The following is a 20,111-nucleotide window of genomic DNA, read 5'->3' as shown; positions in this document are numbered from 1 at the left end:
GGCTCAAGCCGTGGCCCTTTGTCGAAAGACCAAGCGTAAAACCTACAAAATAACTATTTAGATACAAATTAATCGTTATATTTCAAATATTTAATTTGTACTCTGGTCGGTTTTCCCCTTCATCTCGCCTTGACAGGAGGCGGCTTTCGTTATCTGTTTTGCCCGACATGGAGGAGGCTGGCGTCAGCCGGCCACACGAAAATCCCAGGAGGATATTGCAGCAATGTTGAGATTTGCCGTCGTCGGAATCGACCATGGGCACACGTTCGATCACGTGAAGGGATTGCTGGCCGCAGGCAGCGAATTCGTCGGCTATTGCCCGCAGACCTCGGTGCCGGCACTGCGCGAGGCCTTTGAGAAGACCTATCCTGACGCGCCGCAGATCGACCGGGAAAAGCTGTTCGACGATCCGTCGATCGACGTCGTCTGCATCTCGGCGATCCCGCGCGATCGCGCCGGTCTCGCCATCCGTGCGATGAAGGCCGGCAAGGACGTGATGACCGACAAGCCCGGGGTGACGACCTTCGCCCAGCTCGCGGACGTCAAGAAGACCGTCGCTGAAACCGGCAAGATCTTTTCGATCTGCTTTTCCGAACGCCATTGCGTGCGCTCCGCCGTCAAGGCCGGAAAGCTGGTGAAGGAAGGGGCGATCGGCAAGGTGATCCAGACGCTCGGCGTCGGTCCACACCGGCTGCAACTGCCGACCCGGCCGGACTGGTTCTTCGATCCCGAAGCCTTCGGCGGCATCATCGTCGATATCGCTTCACACCAGGTCGACCAGTTCCTGTTCTATACCGGCTCGACCACAGGCGAGGTCATCGCCAGCTCGATCGGCAATTTCGGCATGCCCGACAAGCCCGCCTTCGAGGATTTCGGCGAGGTGCTTCTGCGTTCCGACAAGGCGGCGGGTTATGTCCGTGTCGACTGGTTCACGCCGGAGGCGCTGCCGACCTGGGGCGACGGGCGCCTGACCATTCTCGGCACCGAAGGCTACATCGAACTGCGCAAATATATCGATATCGCCGGCCGGCCGGGCAAGGATCACCTCTTCCTGGTCAACGGCAAGGAAATGACCCATATCGATTGCAGCGGCGAAAAGCTCGACTATTTCGACGCTTTCACCGCCGACGTCGGCAACCGCACGCAGACGGCGATGACCCAGGATCACGTTTTTGAAGTCTGCCGTCTTTCGCTGGAAGCCCAGGCGAAAGCCGCGCGCATCGGCGCTCGCTGAGGAGGATATCATGACCAGAAAATTGCGCGTCGGCGTCATCGGTGCAGGCATCGCTGCGCGGCATCTGGCCGGCTTCGGCTGGAACAAGGAGCTTTTCGAAGTCCCCGTGCTCTGCTCGCTCGACGAGGAACGCGGCAGGGCGCTGTGCGAGGAGTACGGCATTGGCGAATACACGCAGGATGCGGATTCGCTGTTTGCCCGTGACGATCTCGACATCATCGACATTTCGACGCCGCCGAGCTCTCATTTCGGACTTTGCCGCAAGGGTATCGAGTCCGGCAAACACGTGATCTGCGAGAAGCCGCTCTTCGGCTCGATCGCCGAGGTCGACGAGATGGGGCGCATCCTCGATCGTTACCCCGGCAGGAAGCTGATGCCGATCTTCCAGTATCGCTACGGTTCCGGTCTGCAGAAACTGAAACTGCTGATCGAGCGCGGCCTTGCCGGCAAGCCGTTCCTGACGACGATCGAGACACATTGGTGGCGCGGCCCGGATTATTATGCCGTGCCATGGCGCGGCAAATGGGCGAGCGAACTGGGCGGTGGCCTTCTCGGCCACGCCATCCACGCCCATGACATGCTGAACTATGTGCATGGCCCTTGCGCCGAGGTATTTTCCTATGGGGCGACGCTGGTCAATCCGATCGAGGTCGAGGATACGGCAGCCCTTTCGGTGAAGATGCAGAACGGCTCGCTGGCGACGCTGTCGATGACCCTCGGCTCGCGCAAGGAAATCTCGCGGCTACGCTTCTGCTTCAACGACCTCGTCGCCGAAAGCATCATCGAACCCTATACGATGGGCCGTGATCCGTGGACATTCGTCGCCGGGACAGAGGAACATCAGGCGCGGATCGATGAGGTGCTCGCCGCCTATGTGCCTGGCGAGGATGGCTACACCCGCCAGTTCGAGCTCTTCCACAAGGCGATCGTCGAAGACACCGACCCACCGGTGACATTGCAGGATGCCCGCAATTCGCTGGAACTGGTAACGGCCGCCTATTTCTCGCAGCGAACCGGACAACCGACGCAGATGCCGATCGCCGCCGATCATCCGCTCTATCGCTCCTGGCTTCCGGCAGGGGAATGGCGCAGCGCTGCCACCGTCTGAACCGGGAAGGGCTCTCCGATGCTGAAATCCTTCGAGCATGTCGGCATGACGGTCAGCGACATGGACCGCACCGTCGATTTCTACTGCGGCCTGCTCGGCCTCAGCCTCGTGCTGCGTAAGACGATGGCGAATGGCATGCAGGTCGCGTTCCTCGATGCAGGCGGCGGCATGCTGGAGGTCTTTGCGCCGCCCGGCGGCGCGTCGAGGGCGGTCGACGTGCCTGACGATACGGCCGGCGTCCGCCACCTCACCTTCCATTTCGACAATGTCGACGAGACCTTCGCCCGCCTTGAACAGGCGGACGTCGAGATCAAGGAGCGGCCGCGCTTCGCTGTCCACTCCGAGATGCTGAACAAGATCGCCTTCGTTCGCGATCCCGACGGCATCATCGTCGAGGTTGCCGAACGCTCTCAGAACCGCCAGGGCTGACACAGGCGCTGCCGATCGCTTCGCCGCGGGCGGTCAGACCGTCCCGCAGCAGATCGATCAGGCGCCGGATGAGCTTTGCTGCCATGCAAGGCTCTCCTCAGCTCGCCAGCTTGGCGCTGATATAGTTGCGCCAGCCGCCAAGTGCGGTGATTTCCTCGGCACCTTTCACCGCATGGGCCTCGCAGACGAAGCCGGAGACGCTGGAACCGTCTTCGAGCGCCAGCTTACCGATGCCGAGGGGTGCCGGAATCTTCTGGACGAACCTGCCGAAAGCATCGGCCGGCAGCGCCCAGACCTCGACCTCCAGCCCCTGACCCTTATGGCCGGGTTCGCGCAGCAGCCCCGGTTTCGGCGGCGTGGTATTGGGCAGAACGAAGAGGCGATAATCGCCGGCCGTGCGGCAGGTCTTGACCAGACGCCCGCCGGCGCCTGCCAGTTCGTGATTGAGCGGCATGCCGGTCAAATGCGCACCGACGACCGCGATTTCGATGAAACCGTCATCGCCAGGCACAACACGGCTCGCTTCCGGTATTGCCGCCTGCCGGTCGATGCCCATGCCGGAACCTGCTGCACGGTGCAGCGCATCGGCAAGCGGCGCCAGCGCATCGTCGGTGAAGGCAGGTGCGATGACGGTGACGCCGCCCGGCAGGCCACCTGTGCCGAAACCGGCCGGAACGGCGATCGCCGCGCAATCGAGCAGGTTGACGAAATTGGTGTAGCGACCGAGGCGGCCGTTGAGCACGACGGGATTGGCCAGCATGTCGGCGACCGAGTAAGTGGTCGGTGCGGTCGGCAGCAGAAGCACATCGGCCTTTTCCCATTCGGCCTCGGTCTTGCGGCGCAGTTCCTCGAGCTGGTATCGGCCGTTAAAGGCCTCAACCGCGGTCTTGCCCTTGGCGCCTTCGATAATCCCCCGCACCGTCGGGTCGAAATCGGCCGCGTTCGTCGTGAGGAAGGTCTCGACCGCCGCCAGACGTTCGGCGACCCACGGCCCGTCATAGAGAAGGGCGGCCGCCTCGCGGAATGGCGCGTAGTCGAAAGGCACGATGGTTGCGCCGAGTGCTCTGGCCCGCTCGATCGCCTGGTCGTAGAGCGCCTCCACCTCCTTGTCGCCGAAGAACTCCCGTTCGGCGTCGGTCAGGACGCCGATACGCAAGCCCGACACCGGCAGGTTCGCCGGTTTGGCGCGACGCGAGAAAGCATCGGCGGCATCGAAGCCTTCGGCGACCTTGCGGATCGCAACACCGTCGCCGACGGTCGCAGCAAAAATCGTGATGCAGTCAACGCTCTTGCAGGCTGGAACCGCGCCGGTATTCGGCAAGAGACCCGGCGTCGGCTTGATGCCGACCAGATTGTTGAAGGCAGCCGGCACGCGGCCGGAGCCAGCCGTATCCGTACCGAGTGCGAAGGCGGCAAGGCCGGAGGCCACCGTGACCGCCGATCCGGAGCTCGATCCGCCGGAGATATAGGCCGCATCGAAGACCGAACGCGGCGCGCCATAGGGCGAGCGCGTGCCGTTGAGGCCGGTTGCAAACTGGTCGAGATTGGTCTTGCCGATGATGATGGCGCCGGCCGCCTTCAACCGGGCAACGACGGTGGAGTCGGCTTCCGGCTGATACGCATAGGCCGGGCAGGCGGCAGTCGTCGGCAGGCCGGCGGCATCGATATTGTCTTTGACGGCGAAGGGAACGCCCCAGAGCGGCAGACTGTTTGCCTCAGGCGCGCGTGCCATCAAAGCTTTTGCGGCAGCGCGTAATTCCTCATCCGGCACCGGCGTGATGAAGATTGCCGGATCTTTCGAGGCGGCACGCCGCGCGATCACCTCTTCGATGGCGTCGAGCGGCGTCAGGCCGGATTGATAGGCGGCGCGAAGGCTTGAGAGATCGAGGATGGTCGGCAGCATGTCAGCATTCCTCCAGAACGACGATGATATCGCCGGCTTTGACGTTTCTTCCCGGCCCGGCGCGCAGGTCGCAGACGCGGCCTGCCGCAGGGGCGGTGACATTGATTTCCATTTTCATCGATTCGATGATGGCGAGTGTGTCGCCGGCCGCAACCGAGGCACCCGGCTCGACCAGCAATTTCCAAATATTGCCGGGCACGGCGCTGGCAACCCCGAAGCAGCCGTCCGGAATATCCCCATCCGGACTTTCGCCCGTGCCTTCATCGGTGACGAAGCTGTCGAGCCCGGCTTCCTTCCAGCGCTGGCGCTCGGCATCGAAGGCGGCCTGCTGGGTTGCCTTGAAGCGGCCGATCGAGGCCGAGTTCGTCTGCAATTCCTTCTCATAGGCGGCATAGGAGAATTCCGTTTCCTCGATCCGGATCGGATAGCCGCCATGCGGGAAGGCCGCGCGCGCCTCCGTCAATTCCTGGTTACTAACAGCGAAGAAACGGATCTGGTCGAAGAAGTTCAGCAGCCAGGGCTTGCCCCTGGCAAAGGCCGGCGTCTCCCGCCAGGTGTTCCAGACCTGGATGGTGCGGCCGAAGAGCTGGTAGCCGCCCGGTCCTTCCATGCCGTAGATGCACATATAGGCGCCGCCGATGCCGACGGCGTTCTCAGGCGTCCAGGTGCGGGCGGGATTATACTTCGTCGTCACGAGCCGATGGCGCGGATCAACAGGGGTCGCAACCGGCGCGCCGAGATAGACGTCGCCGAGACCGAGCACCAGGTAGCTTGCATCAAAGACGATATCGCGAACGGCCTGTTCGTCAGGAAGGCCGTTGATGCGGCGGATGAACTCGATATTCGACGGGCACCAGGGCGCATTCGGGCGCACGAGCTCCTGATATTTGCGCATCGCAAGTTCCGCATCCGGATCGTTCCAGGAGAGCGGCAGATGCACGACGCGGCTCGGCACCGTGACCTCCTGGGCTGCCGGAAGGGTCGCCTCGATCTCGGAAAGCAGCCCAAGCAGGCGCCGGCGCGTCAGCTGCGTGCCGTCATAATGGACCTGCAGCGAGCGGATACCGGGGGTGAGGTCGACGACGCCGGGGAGGCGGGCCTCCACGACCGCCTGCATCAGCAGGTGCACCCGCAGCCTGAGCGCGATATCGAGCGTCATCGGCCCATATTCGACGAGCAGATTGTCGTCGCCCTGGCGGCGATAAACGACAGAAACCGGGCCATCCTCGCTGATGCCGAGGATCGGCGAACCTGTTTCTTCCGAGGGCCGCCGCACCGCCGGGCCGGCGATCGGGTCTTCCGGCCGCACGACTGCATGAAAACGGATGCGGTCGCCGGGCTTGAACTGGCCCATCTTCCACTGCTCGTCGCGGGCAATCACCGCCGGGCAGACGAAGCCGCCAAGGCTTGGACCGTCGGGGCCGAGAATGATCGGCATATCGCCGGTGAAATCGATCGCCCCGATCGCATAGGCATTATCGTGCAGGTTGGAGGGGTGCAGCCCCGCCTCACCGCCGTCGCTACGTGCCCAAACCGGGGCGAGACCGATGAGGCGAACGCCGGTGCGGGCGCTGTTGAAATGCACCTCGTAAGCCGTCGAAAACAGCGTCTCGATATCCCCATCCTGAAAGAAATCGGGAGCCCCGTGCGGGCCATAGACGACGCCGACATCCCATTCGCGCGTCAAGACGGCCGGCTCCGTCGCTGGTCTCACCGGTTCAGCCGGTACTTGGCGGGCAAAATGCAGCACATGCCCCGTCTTCAGCGTGCCGGTGGCGTTGCCGCCGAACTGGCCAAGGCCGAAGGTCGCGCGCGAGCCGAGCACAACGGGAGCGGCAAAACCACCGGCGACGGCGAGATAGGCGCGTTGTCCCGGTCCTTCGATTGCGCCGATCGACAGAACTTGACCAGCCCGGATCAGCACCGGCTGGTCGTGCGGCAATCTTGTGCCATCGCAGGTCATGGGCATGCAGGCACCGGCCAGTGCGACGGTCTGGTCGGCGTAAAATCGTAGCGTCGGGCCGGAAACCGTCAGTTCCAGTGCGGCCGTCACGTCGGCATTGCCGACCAGCCGGTTGGCATGGCGGAAGGAGCGCTCGTCCATCGGCCCGCTCGGCGGTACACCGACATGCCAGAGGCCGAGCCGGCCCGGCAATTCTTGAATGCTTGACTGCGCGCCGGGCGCGAGTACCTCGACGACATCTGGAACGAAGGCGAAGTCGCGTAAAGCCGTCGTTGCCACTTTGGCGCTGGCCAGCAATTCGGAAGCGGCGATCGTTCTCAAATAATCGAGATTGGTCTCGATGCCTGATATCGACGTTTCGGCGAGTGCTGCCTTCAGTTTCTCGATCGCCGCCGGCCGGTCGTCCGCCGTCACGATCAGCTTGGCAAGCATCGGGTCGTAGAAGGGTGTCACCTCGGTTCCCGTCTCGATCCAGCCGTCGACGCGGGCATTATCCGGGAAGACGACCTCAGTCAGCAGGCCGGCACTCGGGCGGAAATCGGCATGCGGCATCTCGGCATAAACACGCATCTCGATCGCCGCACCCTTCGGCGTCAGGCCCCTGGCTCCCGAGAGCACGTCCTCGCCTGCCGCCTGCCGGATCATCCATTCGACGAGGTCGATGCCGAAGACGGCTTCCGTGACAGGGTGCTCGACCTGCAGGCGAGTATTGACCTCGAGGAAATAGAATTCCTCGCGCTGGGGATCATAGATGAATTCGACGGTTCCGGCCGATTCATAGGAGACCGAAGCCCCCAAATCGACTGCCGCCTTGTGCAGCCGCGCCCGCGTTTCCGCGGAAAGGCCAGGGGCAGGGGTCTCCTCGACGACCTTCTGGTTTCGCCGCTGCAGCGAGCAATCGCGTTCGCCAAGCGCAATCACGCGGCCCTTGCCGTCGCCGAAGATCTGCACCTCGACATGGCGGGCTTCGGCAACGAAACACTCGATGTAAACACGCGCATCGCCGAAGCTGGCGCGCGCGGTCCGCTGCACGCTTTCGAAGGAGGCCTTGAGGCCGGCCGCATCGGCGCAGAGCTGCATGCCGATGCCGCCGCCGCCGGCCGTGCTTTTCAGCATGACGGGATAACCGACGGTCTCGGCGGCCGAAAGCGCCTCTTCGACGCTTTGCAGGAGATCGGTGCCGGGCAGCAGCGGCACGCCGCTCGCTTTCGCCAGTTCGCGCGCCGTGTGCTTCAGGCCGAAGGCCGACAGATGTTCCGGCCGCGGGCCGATGAAGGCGATGCCTTCAGCGGCGAGCCGCTCGGCAAAGCCGATATTCTCTGAGAGAAAGCCATAGCCCGGATGCACGGCCTCAGCGCCCGTTGCCTTGCAGGCGGCGATGACGGCGTCGACGTCAAGATAGCTTTCGGCAGCGGGCGCCGGGCCGAGGCGCACGGCCTCGTCAGCGGTCAGTGCCGGCTTCGAGAACCGGTCGGCATCGGAATAAACGGCGACCGAGGCGATGCCCATCCGCTTCAATGTGCGGATGACTCGGACGGCGATTTCGCCGCGATTGGCAATCAGGACTTTGGTGAACATCGATCAGTCCTCGCCGTCCCAGATCAGCACCCGGATCGGCGTCGGATCGAAGCCGTTGCAGGGATTGTTGATCTGCGGGCAGTTGGAGATGACGCACAGCACATCCATCTCCGCCACCAGCTCGACATAGTCACCAGGCGCGGAAATGCCGTCGACGATGGTCATCTCGCCGTTCGGCTTGATCGGCACGTTCATGAAGAAATTGATGTTCGGCACGATGTCGCGCTTGCTCATGCCGTGTTTTGTCACCTCGAGCACGAAATTGTCGCGGCAGGCATGCAGGTATTTCGTGCCGTGGCCAAAGCGCACCGTGTTGCTCTCGCAGGAGCAGGCGCCGGCCGATGTATCGTGGCGGCCGCAGCTGTCGGCCGTCATGACAAGCATGACGTTGCCTTCGTTCGAGATGATCTTCGTGCCGGTGCCGATATAGGCGCCACTCTGCGCCCGCATCGTATCCTGGTTGGAATAACGCTCGGCAAAGTCGTCGGCTCGATAAAACAGCGTGTCGATCGCCTGCTGGCCGTAACTATCCTCGATGCGGATCGTCTGGCCCTTGCGCACGATGCCTGACCATGGCGCTTCGGCCGCGATGAAATGATCCTGCACGGCATTTTCGAGGCTGCGCGAAGCTGAAGTCTTGATGAAATCGGTCATCGTATCTTCCCTCAGGCCAGCATCGCGGCGTTATTCTCGAAGCCGCGAAGGGCTTCGGCAGTCGCCGTGCGCGAGAGGTCGTCGACTGCGGGTGCGGGCGCGCGAAAGCGGGTGACGATGACCGGCTTCGGCGCGTAGACCGGATCGGGATCGAGCGGATGCGGGCAGTTGGAGAAGCCGACGATCATGTCCATCTCGGCGCGCAGCTCGGCATAATCGCCGCTGTTGGAGAGCTTGCCGCGCCAGTGGAAGCCGCCGTCATCGTCGACGCGGACCGGGGCGAAGAGATTGAGAATTGCCGGAATATCGCGTCTGGTGAGACCAAGCTTGCCGGCGACGAGCACGAGATTGTCGCGGGTGTTGCGGGTCTTGACGCCGGGATATTTTGCGGCGTTCGAAGCTGCCGTCGAGCCGCCCATCAGGCAGTCATGCGCGCCGGAACTATCCTCTATCAGCGAAAACATCACCCGGCCCATATCCGAGAAGATGACGCGGCCCTTGCCGAGGGCGGTCGTCCACTGAACCTTGACCGTATCGACGAGATTGAGTCGTTCGCTGGTGTCAGTGGCGTTCCAGGCGACGAGCGCCACGGTCGATCCGCCTTCGCCCTGATCGATGCGGAGCGCCTCGCCACGCTTCAGCACAGTCGACCAGTACCAGCCGCCGGGGATAGTTTCCTGGTGGATGATCGCAGCCGCATCGATTGCGGGCGCGGGCAAGGGGCTCGGCGCCGGCAAGGCCTTCGGCGCAAATTCCAGCCCCTTCTTCTGATGTTCCTCGTAACGCCGCCGGTTGGCAGCGATCTCTTCGGGCGAACGCCTGACATGCATCATGGTTTTTCTCCTGACGGACTGGAAGCCGGGTCGTCCCGGCGAAGGCCCAGAGAAATGACCGGGCCGTCCCGGTCGGGGCTGAAGATGGAGGGCGCGCCGGCGAGCCTCGGCGGCCAGATGGAAATGTCCTTGGTGATCGTCGCGCCGTAGCGCTCCTTTTCCTCCGGGCGGTCACGCTTGCGCTCGAAGGCGACGACGCGCGTCGCCAGCGTGAAGGCCTCGCGCATGTCGTGCGTCACCATGACGACGGTCATCTGCGTCTCGTGCCAGAGCCGCTTCATCAATGTGTGGATCTCGGCGCGGATGCCGGGATCGAGCGCGCCGAAGGGCTCGTCGAGCAGCAGCACCTTCGGCTTCATGATCAGGGCCTGCGCCAGCGCCAGGCGCTGCTGCATGCCGCCTGATAGTTGCGCCGGATATTTGTCCTCAGCGCCGGAAAGGCCGACTTCGCCGATCAGCCTCCGGGCTTCGTCGACGGCGTCGCGGCGGGCGGCGCCGAAAAGCTTGGCCTTGTAGCGGGACGCAGAGAGTTCCCGCCCGAGCAGCACGTTTCCGAGCACGGTCAGATGCTGGAAGACGGAGTAGCGCTGGAAGACGACGCCGCGATCCGGTCCCGGCTCAAACGGCAGCGGCGCGCCGGCGAGCAGGATCGTGCCCTTGGTCGGGCGCTCCTGGCCGAGCAGCATACGCAGGAACGTCGACTTGCCGCAGCCGGATGGGCCGACGAGAGCGACGAAGGCGCGCGCGGCGACGGTCAGCGACACGTCTTCAAGCACGATCTGGTCGCCATATTCCTTCCAGACCTTTTCGATCACCAACTCGCTCATGCCTGCTTCTCCAGCTCGGACCAGGGGAAGACGGCGATGCGGATGCGATCGAGAATATAGTTCATGACCACGGCGAGCAGCGTGATCCAGACGACATAGGGAAAGATGATGTCCATCGAGAGATAGCGGCGGACGAGGAAGATGCGGTAGCCGAGGCCGGAATCCGACGAGATCGCCTCGGCCGCGATCAGGAACAGCCAGGCCGGGCCGAGCTGAAGCCTCAGACAAGTGATCAGCCGCGGCAGGATCTGCGGCAGCACGACACGAAGGCCGATCTGCCAGGAGGAGCCGCCGAGTGTTTCAGCCTTGACGATCTGTTCGCGTGGCAGTTCCAGCGCCTTCAGCGCAAGGTCGCGGATCATCGTTGGCGCAACGCCGATGACGATAAGCGCGATCTTCGAGGCTTCGCCGAGACCCATGGCGATGAAGAGGATTGGCAGCAGGGCCAGCGGCGGCACCATCGAGATAACGGCGACGAAGGGAGAGAGCAGCGCTCTCAGATAAGGCAGCATGCCGATCAGCATGCCGATGACGAGCGCAGTGATCGTCGAGATGCCGAGGCCGGCCAACAGGCGGACCAGGCTCGCGCCCGTATCGGACCAGAGCAGGTATTGCCCGGTGCGCGGATCGGCGATGAAGGCAAAGCGGTCGATCGCATCTGCAAAACCGGCAAGTCCTGGCAGCAGCTTGTCGTTGGCGTTTTCCGCCAGCCGTGCCGCCGAGCCCGCCGCGTAGGCAACGATCAGCAGCACGAAGGGCAGCAGCGTCAAGGCTAGCTGCGCGCCCCGGCTCGGCCTCGTGTTGATCCAGCGCATGAGGAAAGCTCCGCTGATGAAGGTTGGGCGGCGCGGTCAAAACCGCACCGCTGCTTTGACATCGCTCAGAGCGAACCGTCGGCGGCCGCCTTCATGTAGGTCTCGGTGAAGCGCAGCTTGACATTGCCGCTATCGCCGAGAACCTTGCCGTTGGGCATTTCGATGCCGATGACGTCGGCCGACGGCGCGCCGTTGCCGAGCAGGCCCTTCTCGAACAGGAAGTTGCGGACGAGATCCATTGTCTTCGGCAGGCCGTCCGAGGCGGTGAAGGCAACGGCATCGGCCGGCTTGGCAAACAGCTTGGTGACGGCAAGCTGGGATTCGAAGCCCTTGAGATCGGTGCCTGATGCCTGGCCCATCGCCTCGCGGGCAGCCTTGCCTTCGGCGCTGTCGGCAGTCAGCAGTGCTGCGGTTTCATACCAGATGCCGGCGAGCGCCTTGCCGAAATTCGGATTGTCCTTGAGCACGCTTGAGTTGGCGACCATCAGGTCGATGATCTCGCCCGGCACCTGCGAGCTGTCGAAGACCTTTTTGGCCGTGGGATCCTCGAGGATGGTCGAGACCAGCGGGTTCCAGGTGACTACGGCGGTGACATCTGCCGTCTTGTAGGCGGCGACCATATCGGCGTCGGAGGTGTTGACAACCTTGACGTCGCGCTCAGTCAGCTTGATGCTTTCGAGCGCGCGGGCCAGCAGATAATGTGAGACGGAAAATTCGACGAGATTGACGTTCTGTCCCTTGATGTCGGCAAGGCTCGCCTTGTCCTTCAGGATGACCGCATCATTGCCGTTCGAGAAGTCACCGACGATCACGGCCGTGGTATCGACGCCGCCGGCAGCCGGGATCGACAGGCCGTCCATATTGGTCAGCGTCACGGCGTCGAAGGCGCCGGCCGTATATTGGTTCATCGATTCGACGTAGTCGTTGAACTGGGTCACCTCGATCTTGATGCCGTATTTGTCGGCCCATTTCTTGACGATGCCGTGATCGGCGGCATAACCCCAGGGCATCCAGCCGACATAGATCGACCAGGCGACCTTGAAGTCGGTCTTCTGTTCGGCCTTGGCGATGGAGCCGAGTCCCAGCGCCAGGGACGCCGTCAGTGCGGTAATCGATAGAATCTTCGAAAAAGTCTGCATTGAAATTCCCCTTTTGCTTTTCTTCAAAAGGGATCGGCAATGACCATCGTGCCGCCAATCCCTTGGCTTACGAGGTCTCCCGGGCTTTTGTCCCGCCGTGCACCCGGCGGGATGTCTCCCTCGCCGGTGGCAGCTCTCGGACCAGCGCGTCTTGCGACGCCGGAACCCTAGCCACCAACTCTGCAAATATCGAAGCAAAGTGTGTGCCAAATTATAAACTATTGATTTTATTGAGAGTGCGATGGCGTCAATTCCCGGAAAATGCAATAGTGCATGCACTTGCACAGAAAATGTGCGCATTCTGCCGACACCTTAGGCGTTGGTTATTCTTTGCCCAGTGAAAAGCAAGCGGCAGGCAGAACGCACAGAACGCCGAATTGCGGCTGGCCCTGAGCTAGTTCCGGAAGGCCCCGGCCGGGACCGTCGTCACCAGCCGGATATCGCGGCGGAAGTCCGACGGCGACATGCCGGCGATATGGCGGAAGGATTTGTTGAAGGCACTAATCGAGCCGAAGCCGCTGTCCATCGCCACCTGCAGCACATTGGCGCCTTCGCTCATCAGCATTGCCTGGGCGCGCGACAACCGCAGCAGCGTCACATATTTGCTGAGCGTCATGCCGGTCGATCGCTTGAACAGGTTCATCGCATATTTCGGATGCAGGTCCGCGGCGCGGGCGATATCGACCGAATCGATGTCGTGCAGGAAATTGGCGGCGATGAAATCGCACATGCGCGCGACGCTGCGCGAGGAATGCGGATACGGGTGATCACCGTCGAGATTGATGGCCGCCTGCGACGTCATCGAATAGGGTTCGAGCGCGATCCGCTCGATGCGCAGCAGCAGCTCGTCGACAGCGTGCTGGGCCTTGGCGGGATCGCCTGAGTTGGCATAGCGGAACCAGCGGGTGAAGTTCTCCCTGTCGGCGGCATCCGTTGCCGAGGTCAGCAGCGTCTCACCCTTCATCAGCCGGCTGGAAACGCTGATCGGCAGGCGCAGCCGGAAGAAATAGACGAGCGGCAGGTGGGCGCCGGCATAGAGCGAATCATCCGAGGATTCGTCCATCTGATGCGGCTGGCCACCCCAGAAGAGGCACATCTCGCCGGCGTTCAGCCGGAATTCGTGATCGCTCATCCGGTAGTGCACGGTGCCGCGCATCACGTAGTTGACCTCGACCTGCGCGTGCCAGTGCGGCATGGCCATAATAGGCGGATGGGCATGAAACATCTGCAGCGTTGTCGGCGAACCCTCGATGCTGCTCGCGCCGGGCTGATAGATTGCACGTGTGCCGACCTTACTTTCCGCCAAATTCATGTTCCCTTTTTAGGAGACACCCGCTCCCTTACAGATAGTCTAACCGCGTTCGTGAAAGATCGGCAATTGAAAAGGGAGGATTTTCAATGCGCTTCAAACTTCTCGCTGCGACCGCAGCTGTCGCAGTGCTTGCTTCCGGCTCCGCATACGCGCAGTCGGCCAATCTCACCATCTGGAGCTGGAATGTCGCCGCGTCGGCATTGAAGTCCACGCTTCCAGGCTTCAACAAACAGTTTCCCGATATCAAGATCACCGTCGAGGATCTTGGCAACAGCCAGGTCTTCGACAAGACGCTGGCTGCCTGCGCCGCTGGCGGTGACGGTTTGCCCGATATCGTCAGCATCGAGAATTTCGAGGCTGAAATCTTCTGGAGCCGTTTCCCGGATTGCTTCGCCAATCTGAAGGAGCTCGGTTACACGCCCGAGATCCAGGCGAAGTTCCCCGAATTCAAGCGCACCGAACTTGAAGTCGGCGACGTCGCCTATGCCATGCCGTGGGATTCCGGCCCTGTCGCCGTCTTCTATCGCCGCGATCTCTATGAAAAGGCTGGCGTCGATCCAAGCACGATCGGCACATGGGACGACTTTATTGCCGCCGGCAAGAAGATTTCCGCCGCCAATCCCGGCGTCGTCATGGCCCAGGCGGACTTCAATGGCGACAGCGAATGGTTTCGCATGATCGCCAACGAACAGGGCTGCGGCTATTACTCGACCGACGGTCAGTCCATCACCATCAACCAGCCGGCCTGCGTTTCCTCGCTGCAAAAGGTGAAGGAAATGAAGGATGCCGGAACGCTGACGGCGGCCAACTGGGACGAAAAGATCCAGGCCAACACCGCCGGCAAGGCCGCGAGCCAGCTGTATGGCGGTTGGTATGAGGGCACCGTCCGCTCGACCTCGCCCGATCTCAAGGGCAAGTGGGGCGTCTACAAGATGCCGAGCCTGACGGCCGACGGCCCGCATGCCGCCAATCTCGGCGGTTCGTCGCTCGCCATTTCGGCGACCTCCGCAAATAAGGAAGCCGCCTGGAAATTCGTGAACTACGCCCTCGGCACGAACGAGGGCCAGGTTACGATGCTGAAGGAATTCGGCCTGGTGCCATCATTGCTCTCGGCCGTACAAGATCCCTTCGTCAACGAAGCGCAGCCCTATTGGGGCGGTCAGAAGGTCTGGGCCGATATCCTCGCCACGCTGCCGAAGATCGTGCCGAGCCGCGGCACCGCCTTCCAGAGCGATGCTGAGGCGATCTTCAAGGCGACGCAGACGAAGTTCTTCTCCGGCGGCTATCCCGATGCGAAGGCGGCTCTCGACGATGCCGCCAACCAGATCGCTTCGGCGACCGGCCTTCCGATCGCGCAGTGAATGACGAAGCCGGGCGCTTGACGCGCCCGGCTCTCCGTCCGCCGCAAGGCGGCTGGTCATTCGTTGGTTTTGTGAGGAGGAGGCTCGATGCCGTTCAGAACCCGGAGCGCTTATGCGTTCCTCGCCCCTTATCTGCTGATCTTTGCCACCTTCTGGGTGTGGCCGATCATCAATTCGTTCCTGATTTCCTTTCAGAACACCCGCATCAACCCGTGGAAATATAGTTTCCAGTCCAATTGGGGTCGGCTCTTCTACGACCCGGCCTTCTACAATGCCCTCTACAACACGCTGATCATCCTGGTGATCCAGGTGCCTGTCATGATCGCGCTTGCGACCGTTATGGCCGTAATGCTCAATTCGCCGCTGCTGAAAGCGCGGCCGCTCTTCCGCTTCGCCTTCTTCGCCCCCGTGGTCGTCGGCGAGGTCGCCTATGCCGCGGTGTTTCGGCTGATGTTCAGCCTCGATTTCGGCATCATCAACAAGCTGATCTCGGCCGTCGGTCTCAGCCCGGTCTCCTGGTTCGACAATGCCAATGCCGCCATGGCGCTGATCATCCTTGCCGTCACATGGCGCTGGGCGGGCTACAACGCCATCATCATCCTCGCCGGCCTGCAGTCAATTCCCGATGATGTCTACGAGGCGGCGACGCTCGACCGGGTAAGCAAGGTCCAGCAGTTCTTCCACATCACCCTGCCACTCCTGAAACCGATCATCCTCTTCTGCGTGGTGCTCTCGGTGATCGGGACTATGCAGCTCTTCACCGAGCCCTTCCTCATCACCAATCGTGGCGGTCCCGGCGGCGGCACCGAGACGCTCGGCCTGCTGCTTTATCGACAGGGCTTCACCTCGCTGAACTTCGGCTATGCCTCGGCGATCGCCTATACGATGGCTGCCCTTGCCGTGGCGATCTCGCTTCTCAATCTCTGGGTCGGGAGGGATCCGAAATGAAATCCAAATCGCAATCCCTTCTGCTGCGCCAGATCGCGTTGCATGCCGCACTGGCGCCGCTGGCGCTGATCTGGCTGTTTCCGCTGTGGATGATGTTCGTCTTTTCGACCATGCCCGACAACGGCATCTTCAGCCCTGACATCGTGCTCTGGCCATCGACCAACTTCGTCGAGAATTTCAAAAACCTGCAGGCCGATACCGATTTCATCGGGGCAATGGTGATCTCCATCGGTGTGGCGCTGATCTATACAGTGCTCTCGGTGCTGCTGACTTCGATGGCCGGCTGGGCACTGGCACGTTACCGTTTCGTCGGCCGCTCCGTCGTCATCGCCATCATCCTCGGCACGATCACGCTTCCCTTCTCCGTGGTCGTCATCCCGCAATTCATCATGGTGGCGCGCGAGTTCAAGCTGGCAAACACCTGGGTGGCTCTGATCGTGCCGCCGCTGTTCAATTCGCTCGGCGTGCTGTTCATGCGGCAATCCTTCTCGATGATGCCGGGCGAGCTCTTCGATGCGGCCCGGGTCGAGGGCGTCAAGGAATGGCAGATCTTCCTGCGCATCGCCTTGCCGCTGGCCCGCCCGACCATGGCAGCATTGGCGATCATTCTCTTCCTGCACTCGTGGAACAATTACCTCTGGCCGCTGCTGATCAATTCCAGACCGGGGATGATGACGGCGCCTGTGGCATTGGGAACGCTGATCGGCCTCACCAAGGTCTCCTGGGGCGGCATCATGGCCGGCGCGGTACTGCTGACGGCGCCGATCCTCGTCATCTTCGTGGCTCTTCAGCGCCATTTCATCGCCGGCATCGCGGCCGGCGCAATCAAATAATCGGGCAAATAAATCGGGAGGCTGCATGGCAGAGCTTTCACTCAGCAACATCGTCAAGCGCTTCGGCGGCTTTGAGATCATCCACGGCGCCAATCTGGAGGTGAAGGACGGCGAATTCGTCGTCTTCGTCGGCCCCTCCGGCTGCGGCAAGTCCACGCTGCTCAGGATGATCGCCGGCCTCGAGGACATTACGTCAGGCGAGCTTCAGATTGGCGGCAGGGTCGTCAACGACGTCGAACCGGCCGATCGCGGCATCGCCATGGTCTTCCAGTCCTATGCGCTCTATCCGCACCTGACCGTCGAAGAGAATTTGAGCTTCGGCCTGCGCATGAACGGCAATCCGAAAGCCGACACCGAGCGGCGCGTGCGCCATGTCGCCGAGATCCTGCAGATCACCGAACTCATGAAGCGCCGGCCGAAGCAGCTTTCCGGCGGCCAGCGCCAGCGTGTCGCGATCGGTCGCGCCATCGTCCGCGAACCACAGGTCTTCCTGTTCGACGAACCTTTGTCGAACCTCGATGCGGAACTCCGCGTGCAGATGCGCGTCGAAATCTCCAGGCTGCACAAGCAGCTCGGCACGACGATGATCTACGTCACCCACGACCAGACGGAAGCGATGACGCTCGCCGACAGGATCGTCGTGCTGCGCGCCGGCAATATCGAGCAGATCGGCGCACCGCTCGACCTCTACGACGATCCCGCCAATCAGTTCGTCGCCGGCTTCGTCGGCTCACCGAAGATGAATTTCCTCAAGGCCGTGGTGGCTGAGACGCAGCCGGGCAGGGCGGTGATTGCGCTGGAAAGCGACGCCAATACGCGCCTGACGCTGCCGGTCGCCGATCCCATCGAAGCCGGCGCAAAAGTGACGCTCGGCATCCGTCCCGAACATTTCGTCGATGCGGGCACGGGCGATGCCGACCTCACCGTCACCATCGACGTCGCCGAACACCTCGGCAATACCAGTTACATCTACGCCACCATAGGCCCCGAGCAACTGATCATCGAGCGGCCGGAATCGCGCGTCGCCGGCAATCGCGAAACGCTGACGGTCGGCCTTCCCGCCAACCGCACATTCCTTTTCGACGGCGCCGGTAAACGGCTCCGCTGAACCAAATCCCAGGACAGAAAGACGAAAGAGGATTTTCCATGACTTCAGATCAACCGATCCGCTGGGGCATCATCGGCCCCGGCACCATCGCCCGCACCTTTGCAGACGGCGTCGCCCATTCACGCACCGGCAGACTGGTGGCGATCGCCACCCGCAATCCGGCAAAGCCGGGCCTTGCCGAAGGTTTCCCCGGCGCCCGCATCGTCGACGGTTACGAGGCGCTGCTCTCCGACAAGGAGGTCGATGCGATCTATATCGCCGTCCCCCACACCGGCCATGCCGAATGGGCGATCAAGGCGGCACGTGCCGGCAAACACATCCTGGTGGAAAAGCCGATCGCACTCTCGGCCTATGATGCCGAAGCGGTTTATTACGAGGCGAAAAAGGCCGGCGTTTTTGCCGGCGAGGCCTTCATGTATCGCGTGCATCCGCAGACGGAGAAGCTGGTCGAACTCGTCAAAAGCGGCGTCATCGGCACCGTTCGCATTATCCGCTCGAGCTTCGGCTTCAACATGGGCAGCTATAAGCCGGAACACCGGCTTTTCGCCAACGACACCGCCGGCGGCGGCATTCTCGACGTCGGCGGTTATCCGGTATCGATGGCCAGGCTGATATCAGGCGCTGTGGAGGGCAAGGCCTTCCTCGAACCGGAGAAGGTGTCGGGCGTCGCCCATCTCGGAGAGAGCGGTGTCGATGAATGGGCATCAGCCGTGCTCAAATTCCCGAACGAGATCATCGCCGAAGTCTCCTGCTCGATCATGGCGCAGCAGGACAATGTGCTGCGCATCATCGGCTCGGAAGGCCGGATCGAGGTCCAGGACTTCTGGTTTGCCTCCGGTCACAAGGGCGGCGTCGGCAAGATCGACATCTTCAAGGGCGGCAGCCAAGAAACCGTCGAACTCAGGGAGGATCGCTGGCTCTATTCCTTCGAGGCGGATGCGGCGGGCGATGCCATCCGCGCCGGCAAGACCGAGTTCAGCTCTCCCGGCATGAGCTGGGCAGATTCGATCGGAAACCTGCGCGTGCTCGACCAGTGGCGTGCCTCGGTCGGCCTCGAATACGGCGTGGAAAAAGCCAGCAAACGTACGACTAACATTGCCGGCGGCGCGATCGCGCGCGGCAACAGCGTTCCGCAACGTCAGATCCCCGGCATTTCCAAGCCGGCCTCGGTCGTCACACTCGGCTTCGAGTTCTTCCCGAACTTCGCCGCCGCCTCGCTGACGCTCGACGCCTTCTACGAGGCCGGCGGCAATGCCTTCGATACGGCCTATGTCTATGGCGGCGGCAAGACGGAGGCGATCTTCGGCGACTGGCACACGAGCCGCAAGGTGCCGCGCGAGGAGATCGTGCTGATCGGCAAGGGCGCCCACTCGCCGCTCTGCTATCCCGACATGATTGCAAAGCAGCTCGACCAGTCGCTTTCCCGGCTGAAGACCGACTATGTCGACATCTATTTCATGCATCGCGACAATACCGACGTGCCCGTCGGCGAGTTCGTCGATGCCATGGATGCCGAAGTCAAGCGCGGACGCATCCGCGGCATATTCGGCGGCTCGAACTGGACGCGAGCCCGCTTCGACGAAGCAATCGCCTATGCCGAAAAGACTGGCAAGGCGGCGCCGGCAGCGCTTTCCAACAACTTCTCGCTCGCCGAGATGCTCGATCCGATCTGGGCCGGCTGCGTTGCCGCTTCCGATGACGACTGGAAGAAATGGCTGAACGAGAAGCAGATCCCGAACTTTGCCTGGTCGAGCCAGGGCCGCGGCTTCTTTACCGATCGCGCCGGCCGCGACAGGCGAGATGATGAGGAGATCGTGCGGGTGTGGTATTCCGAGCGCAACTTCGGACGCCGCGACCGCGCTATCGAGCTTGCCAACAAGCTCGGCCGCAATCCGATCCACATCGCGCTCGCCTATGTGATCGCCCAGCCTTTCCCGGTCATTCCGCTGATCGGGCCGCGCACCGTCGCCGAATTGGAAGACAGCCTCTCGGCGCTCGACATCAAGCTGACGCCCGAGCAGGTGAAGTGGCTGGAAGGCTGACGAGACAGGCAAAGGGCGCGGTGC

At 62.4% G+C, this 20,111-nt stretch carries 16 protein-coding genes and 1 riboswitch; of the genes, 8 read left to right on the top strand and 8 right to left on the bottom strand.

Features of this window, described 5'->3' with window-relative positions; genetic code table 11:
- Window positions 1-223 precede the first annotated feature (223 nt).
- The 3 genes from GFM02_RS27920 to GFM02_RS27910 are packed head-to-tail and all read left to right on the top strand — an operon-like array spanning window position 224 to window position 2,771.
- A complete protein-coding gene (locus tag GFM02_RS27920) occupies window positions 224-1,234 on the top strand; it encodes a Gfo/Idh/MocA family protein (protein ID WP_168323441.1) in 1,011 nt (336 codons plus the stop codon).
- A 10-nt stretch (window positions 1,235-1,244) separates the two neighbouring features.
- Window positions 1,245-2,342, top strand: coding sequence for a Gfo/Idh/MocA family protein (locus tag GFM02_RS27915; protein ID WP_168323440.1), 1,098 nt, complete (start codon window positions 1,245-1,247; stop codon window positions 2,340-2,342).
- An 18-nt stretch (window positions 2,343-2,360) separates the two neighbouring features.
- Complete coding sequence (locus tag GFM02_RS27910) at window positions 2,361-2,771, top strand: VOC family protein (RefSeq protein WP_168323439.1); 411 nt, start codon at window positions 2,361-2,363, stop codon at window positions 2,769-2,771.
- Window positions 2,772-2,868: 97 nt separating this feature from the next.
- Here the strand turns inward: GFM02_RS27910 and atzF are convergent, their stop codons facing one another.
- The 8 genes from atzF to GFM02_RS27870 all read right to left on the bottom strand — a co-directional run bounded on the left by atzF (window position 2,869) and on the right by GFM02_RS27870 (window position 13,795).
- Window positions 2,869-4,674: an allophanate hydrolase gene (gene atzF, locus GFM02_RS27905; protein WP_168323438.1), complete on the bottom strand. Its 1,806-nt coding sequence runs from the start codon at window positions 4,672-4,674 to the stop codon at window positions 2,869-2,871.
- 1 nt (window position 4,675) lies between these two features.
- Window positions 4,676-8,215 carry an urea carboxylase gene (gene uca, locus GFM02_RS27900; RefSeq protein ID WP_168323437.1) on the bottom strand — a complete coding sequence of 1,180 codons (3,540 nt, stop codon included), beginning with the start codon at window positions 8,213-8,215 and terminating at the stop codon, window positions 4,676-4,678.
- 3 nt (window positions 8,216-8,218) lie between these two features.
- Window positions 8,219-8,869: an urea amidolyase associated protein UAAP2 gene (locus tag GFM02_RS27895; RefSeq protein WP_020047632.1), complete on the bottom strand. Its 651-nt coding sequence runs from the start codon at window positions 8,867-8,869 to the stop codon at window positions 8,219-8,221.
- A gap of 11 nt (window positions 8,870-8,880) precedes the next feature.
- Window positions 8,881-9,702 carry an urea amidolyase associated protein UAAP1 gene (locus GFM02_RS27890; protein WP_168323436.1) on the bottom strand — a complete coding sequence of 274 codons (822 nt, stop codon included), beginning with the start codon at window positions 9,700-9,702 and terminating at the stop codon, window positions 8,881-8,883.
- The gene (locus GFM02_RS27885; RefSeq protein WP_020047634.1) at window positions 9,699-10,529 is read right to left on the bottom strand and encodes an ABC transporter ATP-binding protein; all 831 of its coding nucleotides are present in this window, start codon (window positions 10,527-10,529) and stop codon (window positions 9,699-9,701) included. The genes GFM02_RS27890 and GFM02_RS27885 overlap by 4 nt, the downstream gene beginning before the upstream one ends.
- The gene (locus GFM02_RS27880) at window positions 10,526-11,344 is read right to left on the bottom strand and encodes an ABC transporter permease (RefSeq protein ID WP_168323435.1); all 819 of its coding nucleotides are present in this window, start codon (window positions 11,342-11,344) and stop codon (window positions 10,526-10,528) included. Before GFM02_RS27880 ends, GFM02_RS27885 begins: the two co-directional genes overlap by 4 nt.
- Window positions 11,345-11,409: 65 nt before the next feature.
- Window positions 11,410-12,483 carry a putative urea ABC transporter substrate-binding protein gene (locus tag GFM02_RS27875; protein WP_132613996.1) on the bottom strand — a complete coding sequence of 358 codons (1,074 nt, stop codon included), beginning with the start codon at window positions 12,481-12,483 and terminating at the stop codon, window positions 11,410-11,412.
- Window positions 12,484-12,557: 74 nt separating this feature from the next.
- Window positions 12,558-12,665, bottom strand: a riboswitch (guanidine-I (ykkC/yxkD leader).
- Between the two features lie 212 nt (window positions 12,666-12,877).
- On the bottom strand, window positions 12,878-13,795 hold the full coding sequence (locus GFM02_RS27870; RefSeq protein WP_168323434.1) for a helix-turn-helix domain-containing protein: 918 nt from the start codon (window positions 13,793-13,795) through the stop codon (window positions 12,878-12,880).
- A gap of 86 nt (window positions 13,796-13,881) precedes the next feature.
- Here GFM02_RS27870 and GFM02_RS27865 point away from each other — a divergent pair, with 86 nt between their 5' ends.
- The 5 genes from GFM02_RS27865 to GFM02_RS27845 all read left to right on the top strand — a co-directional run bounded on the left by GFM02_RS27865 (window position 13,882) and on the right by GFM02_RS27845 (window position 20,087).
- Entirely contained in the window at window positions 13,882-15,156 is a 1,275-nt protein-coding gene (locus tag GFM02_RS27865) for an extracellular solute-binding protein (protein WP_168323433.1), read from the top strand.
- An 87-nt stretch (window positions 15,157-15,243) separates the two neighbouring features.
- A complete protein-coding gene (locus tag GFM02_RS27860; RefSeq protein WP_132614002.1) occupies window positions 15,244-16,104 on the top strand; it encodes a carbohydrate ABC transporter permease in 861 nt (286 codons plus the stop codon).
- Entirely contained in the window at window positions 16,101-16,937 is an 837-nt protein-coding gene (locus tag GFM02_RS27855; RefSeq protein ID WP_011649800.1) for a carbohydrate ABC transporter permease, read from the top strand. Before GFM02_RS27860 ends, GFM02_RS27855 begins: the two co-directional genes overlap by 4 nt.
- 25 nt (window positions 16,938-16,962) lie before the next feature.
- Entirely contained in the window at window positions 16,963-18,045 is a 1,083-nt protein-coding gene (locus tag GFM02_RS27850) for an ABC transporter ATP-binding protein (RefSeq protein ID WP_168271105.1), read from the top strand.
- Between the two features lie 38 nt (window positions 18,046-18,083).
- Entirely contained in the window at window positions 18,084-20,087 is a 2,004-nt protein-coding gene (locus tag GFM02_RS27845) for an aldo/keto reductase (protein ID WP_168323432.1), read from the top strand.
- The last annotated feature ends 24 nt before the right edge of the window (window positions 20,088-20,111 follow it).

The organism is Rhizobium leguminosarum bv. viciae (assembly GCF_012276115.1).
Lineage (GTDB): Bacteria > Pseudomonadota > Alphaproteobacteria > Rhizobiales > Rhizobiaceae > Rhizobium > Rhizobium leguminosarum_T.
Note: the sequence above shows the minus strand (reverse complement) of the source record. Positions and strands in the feature narration are given on the sequence as shown.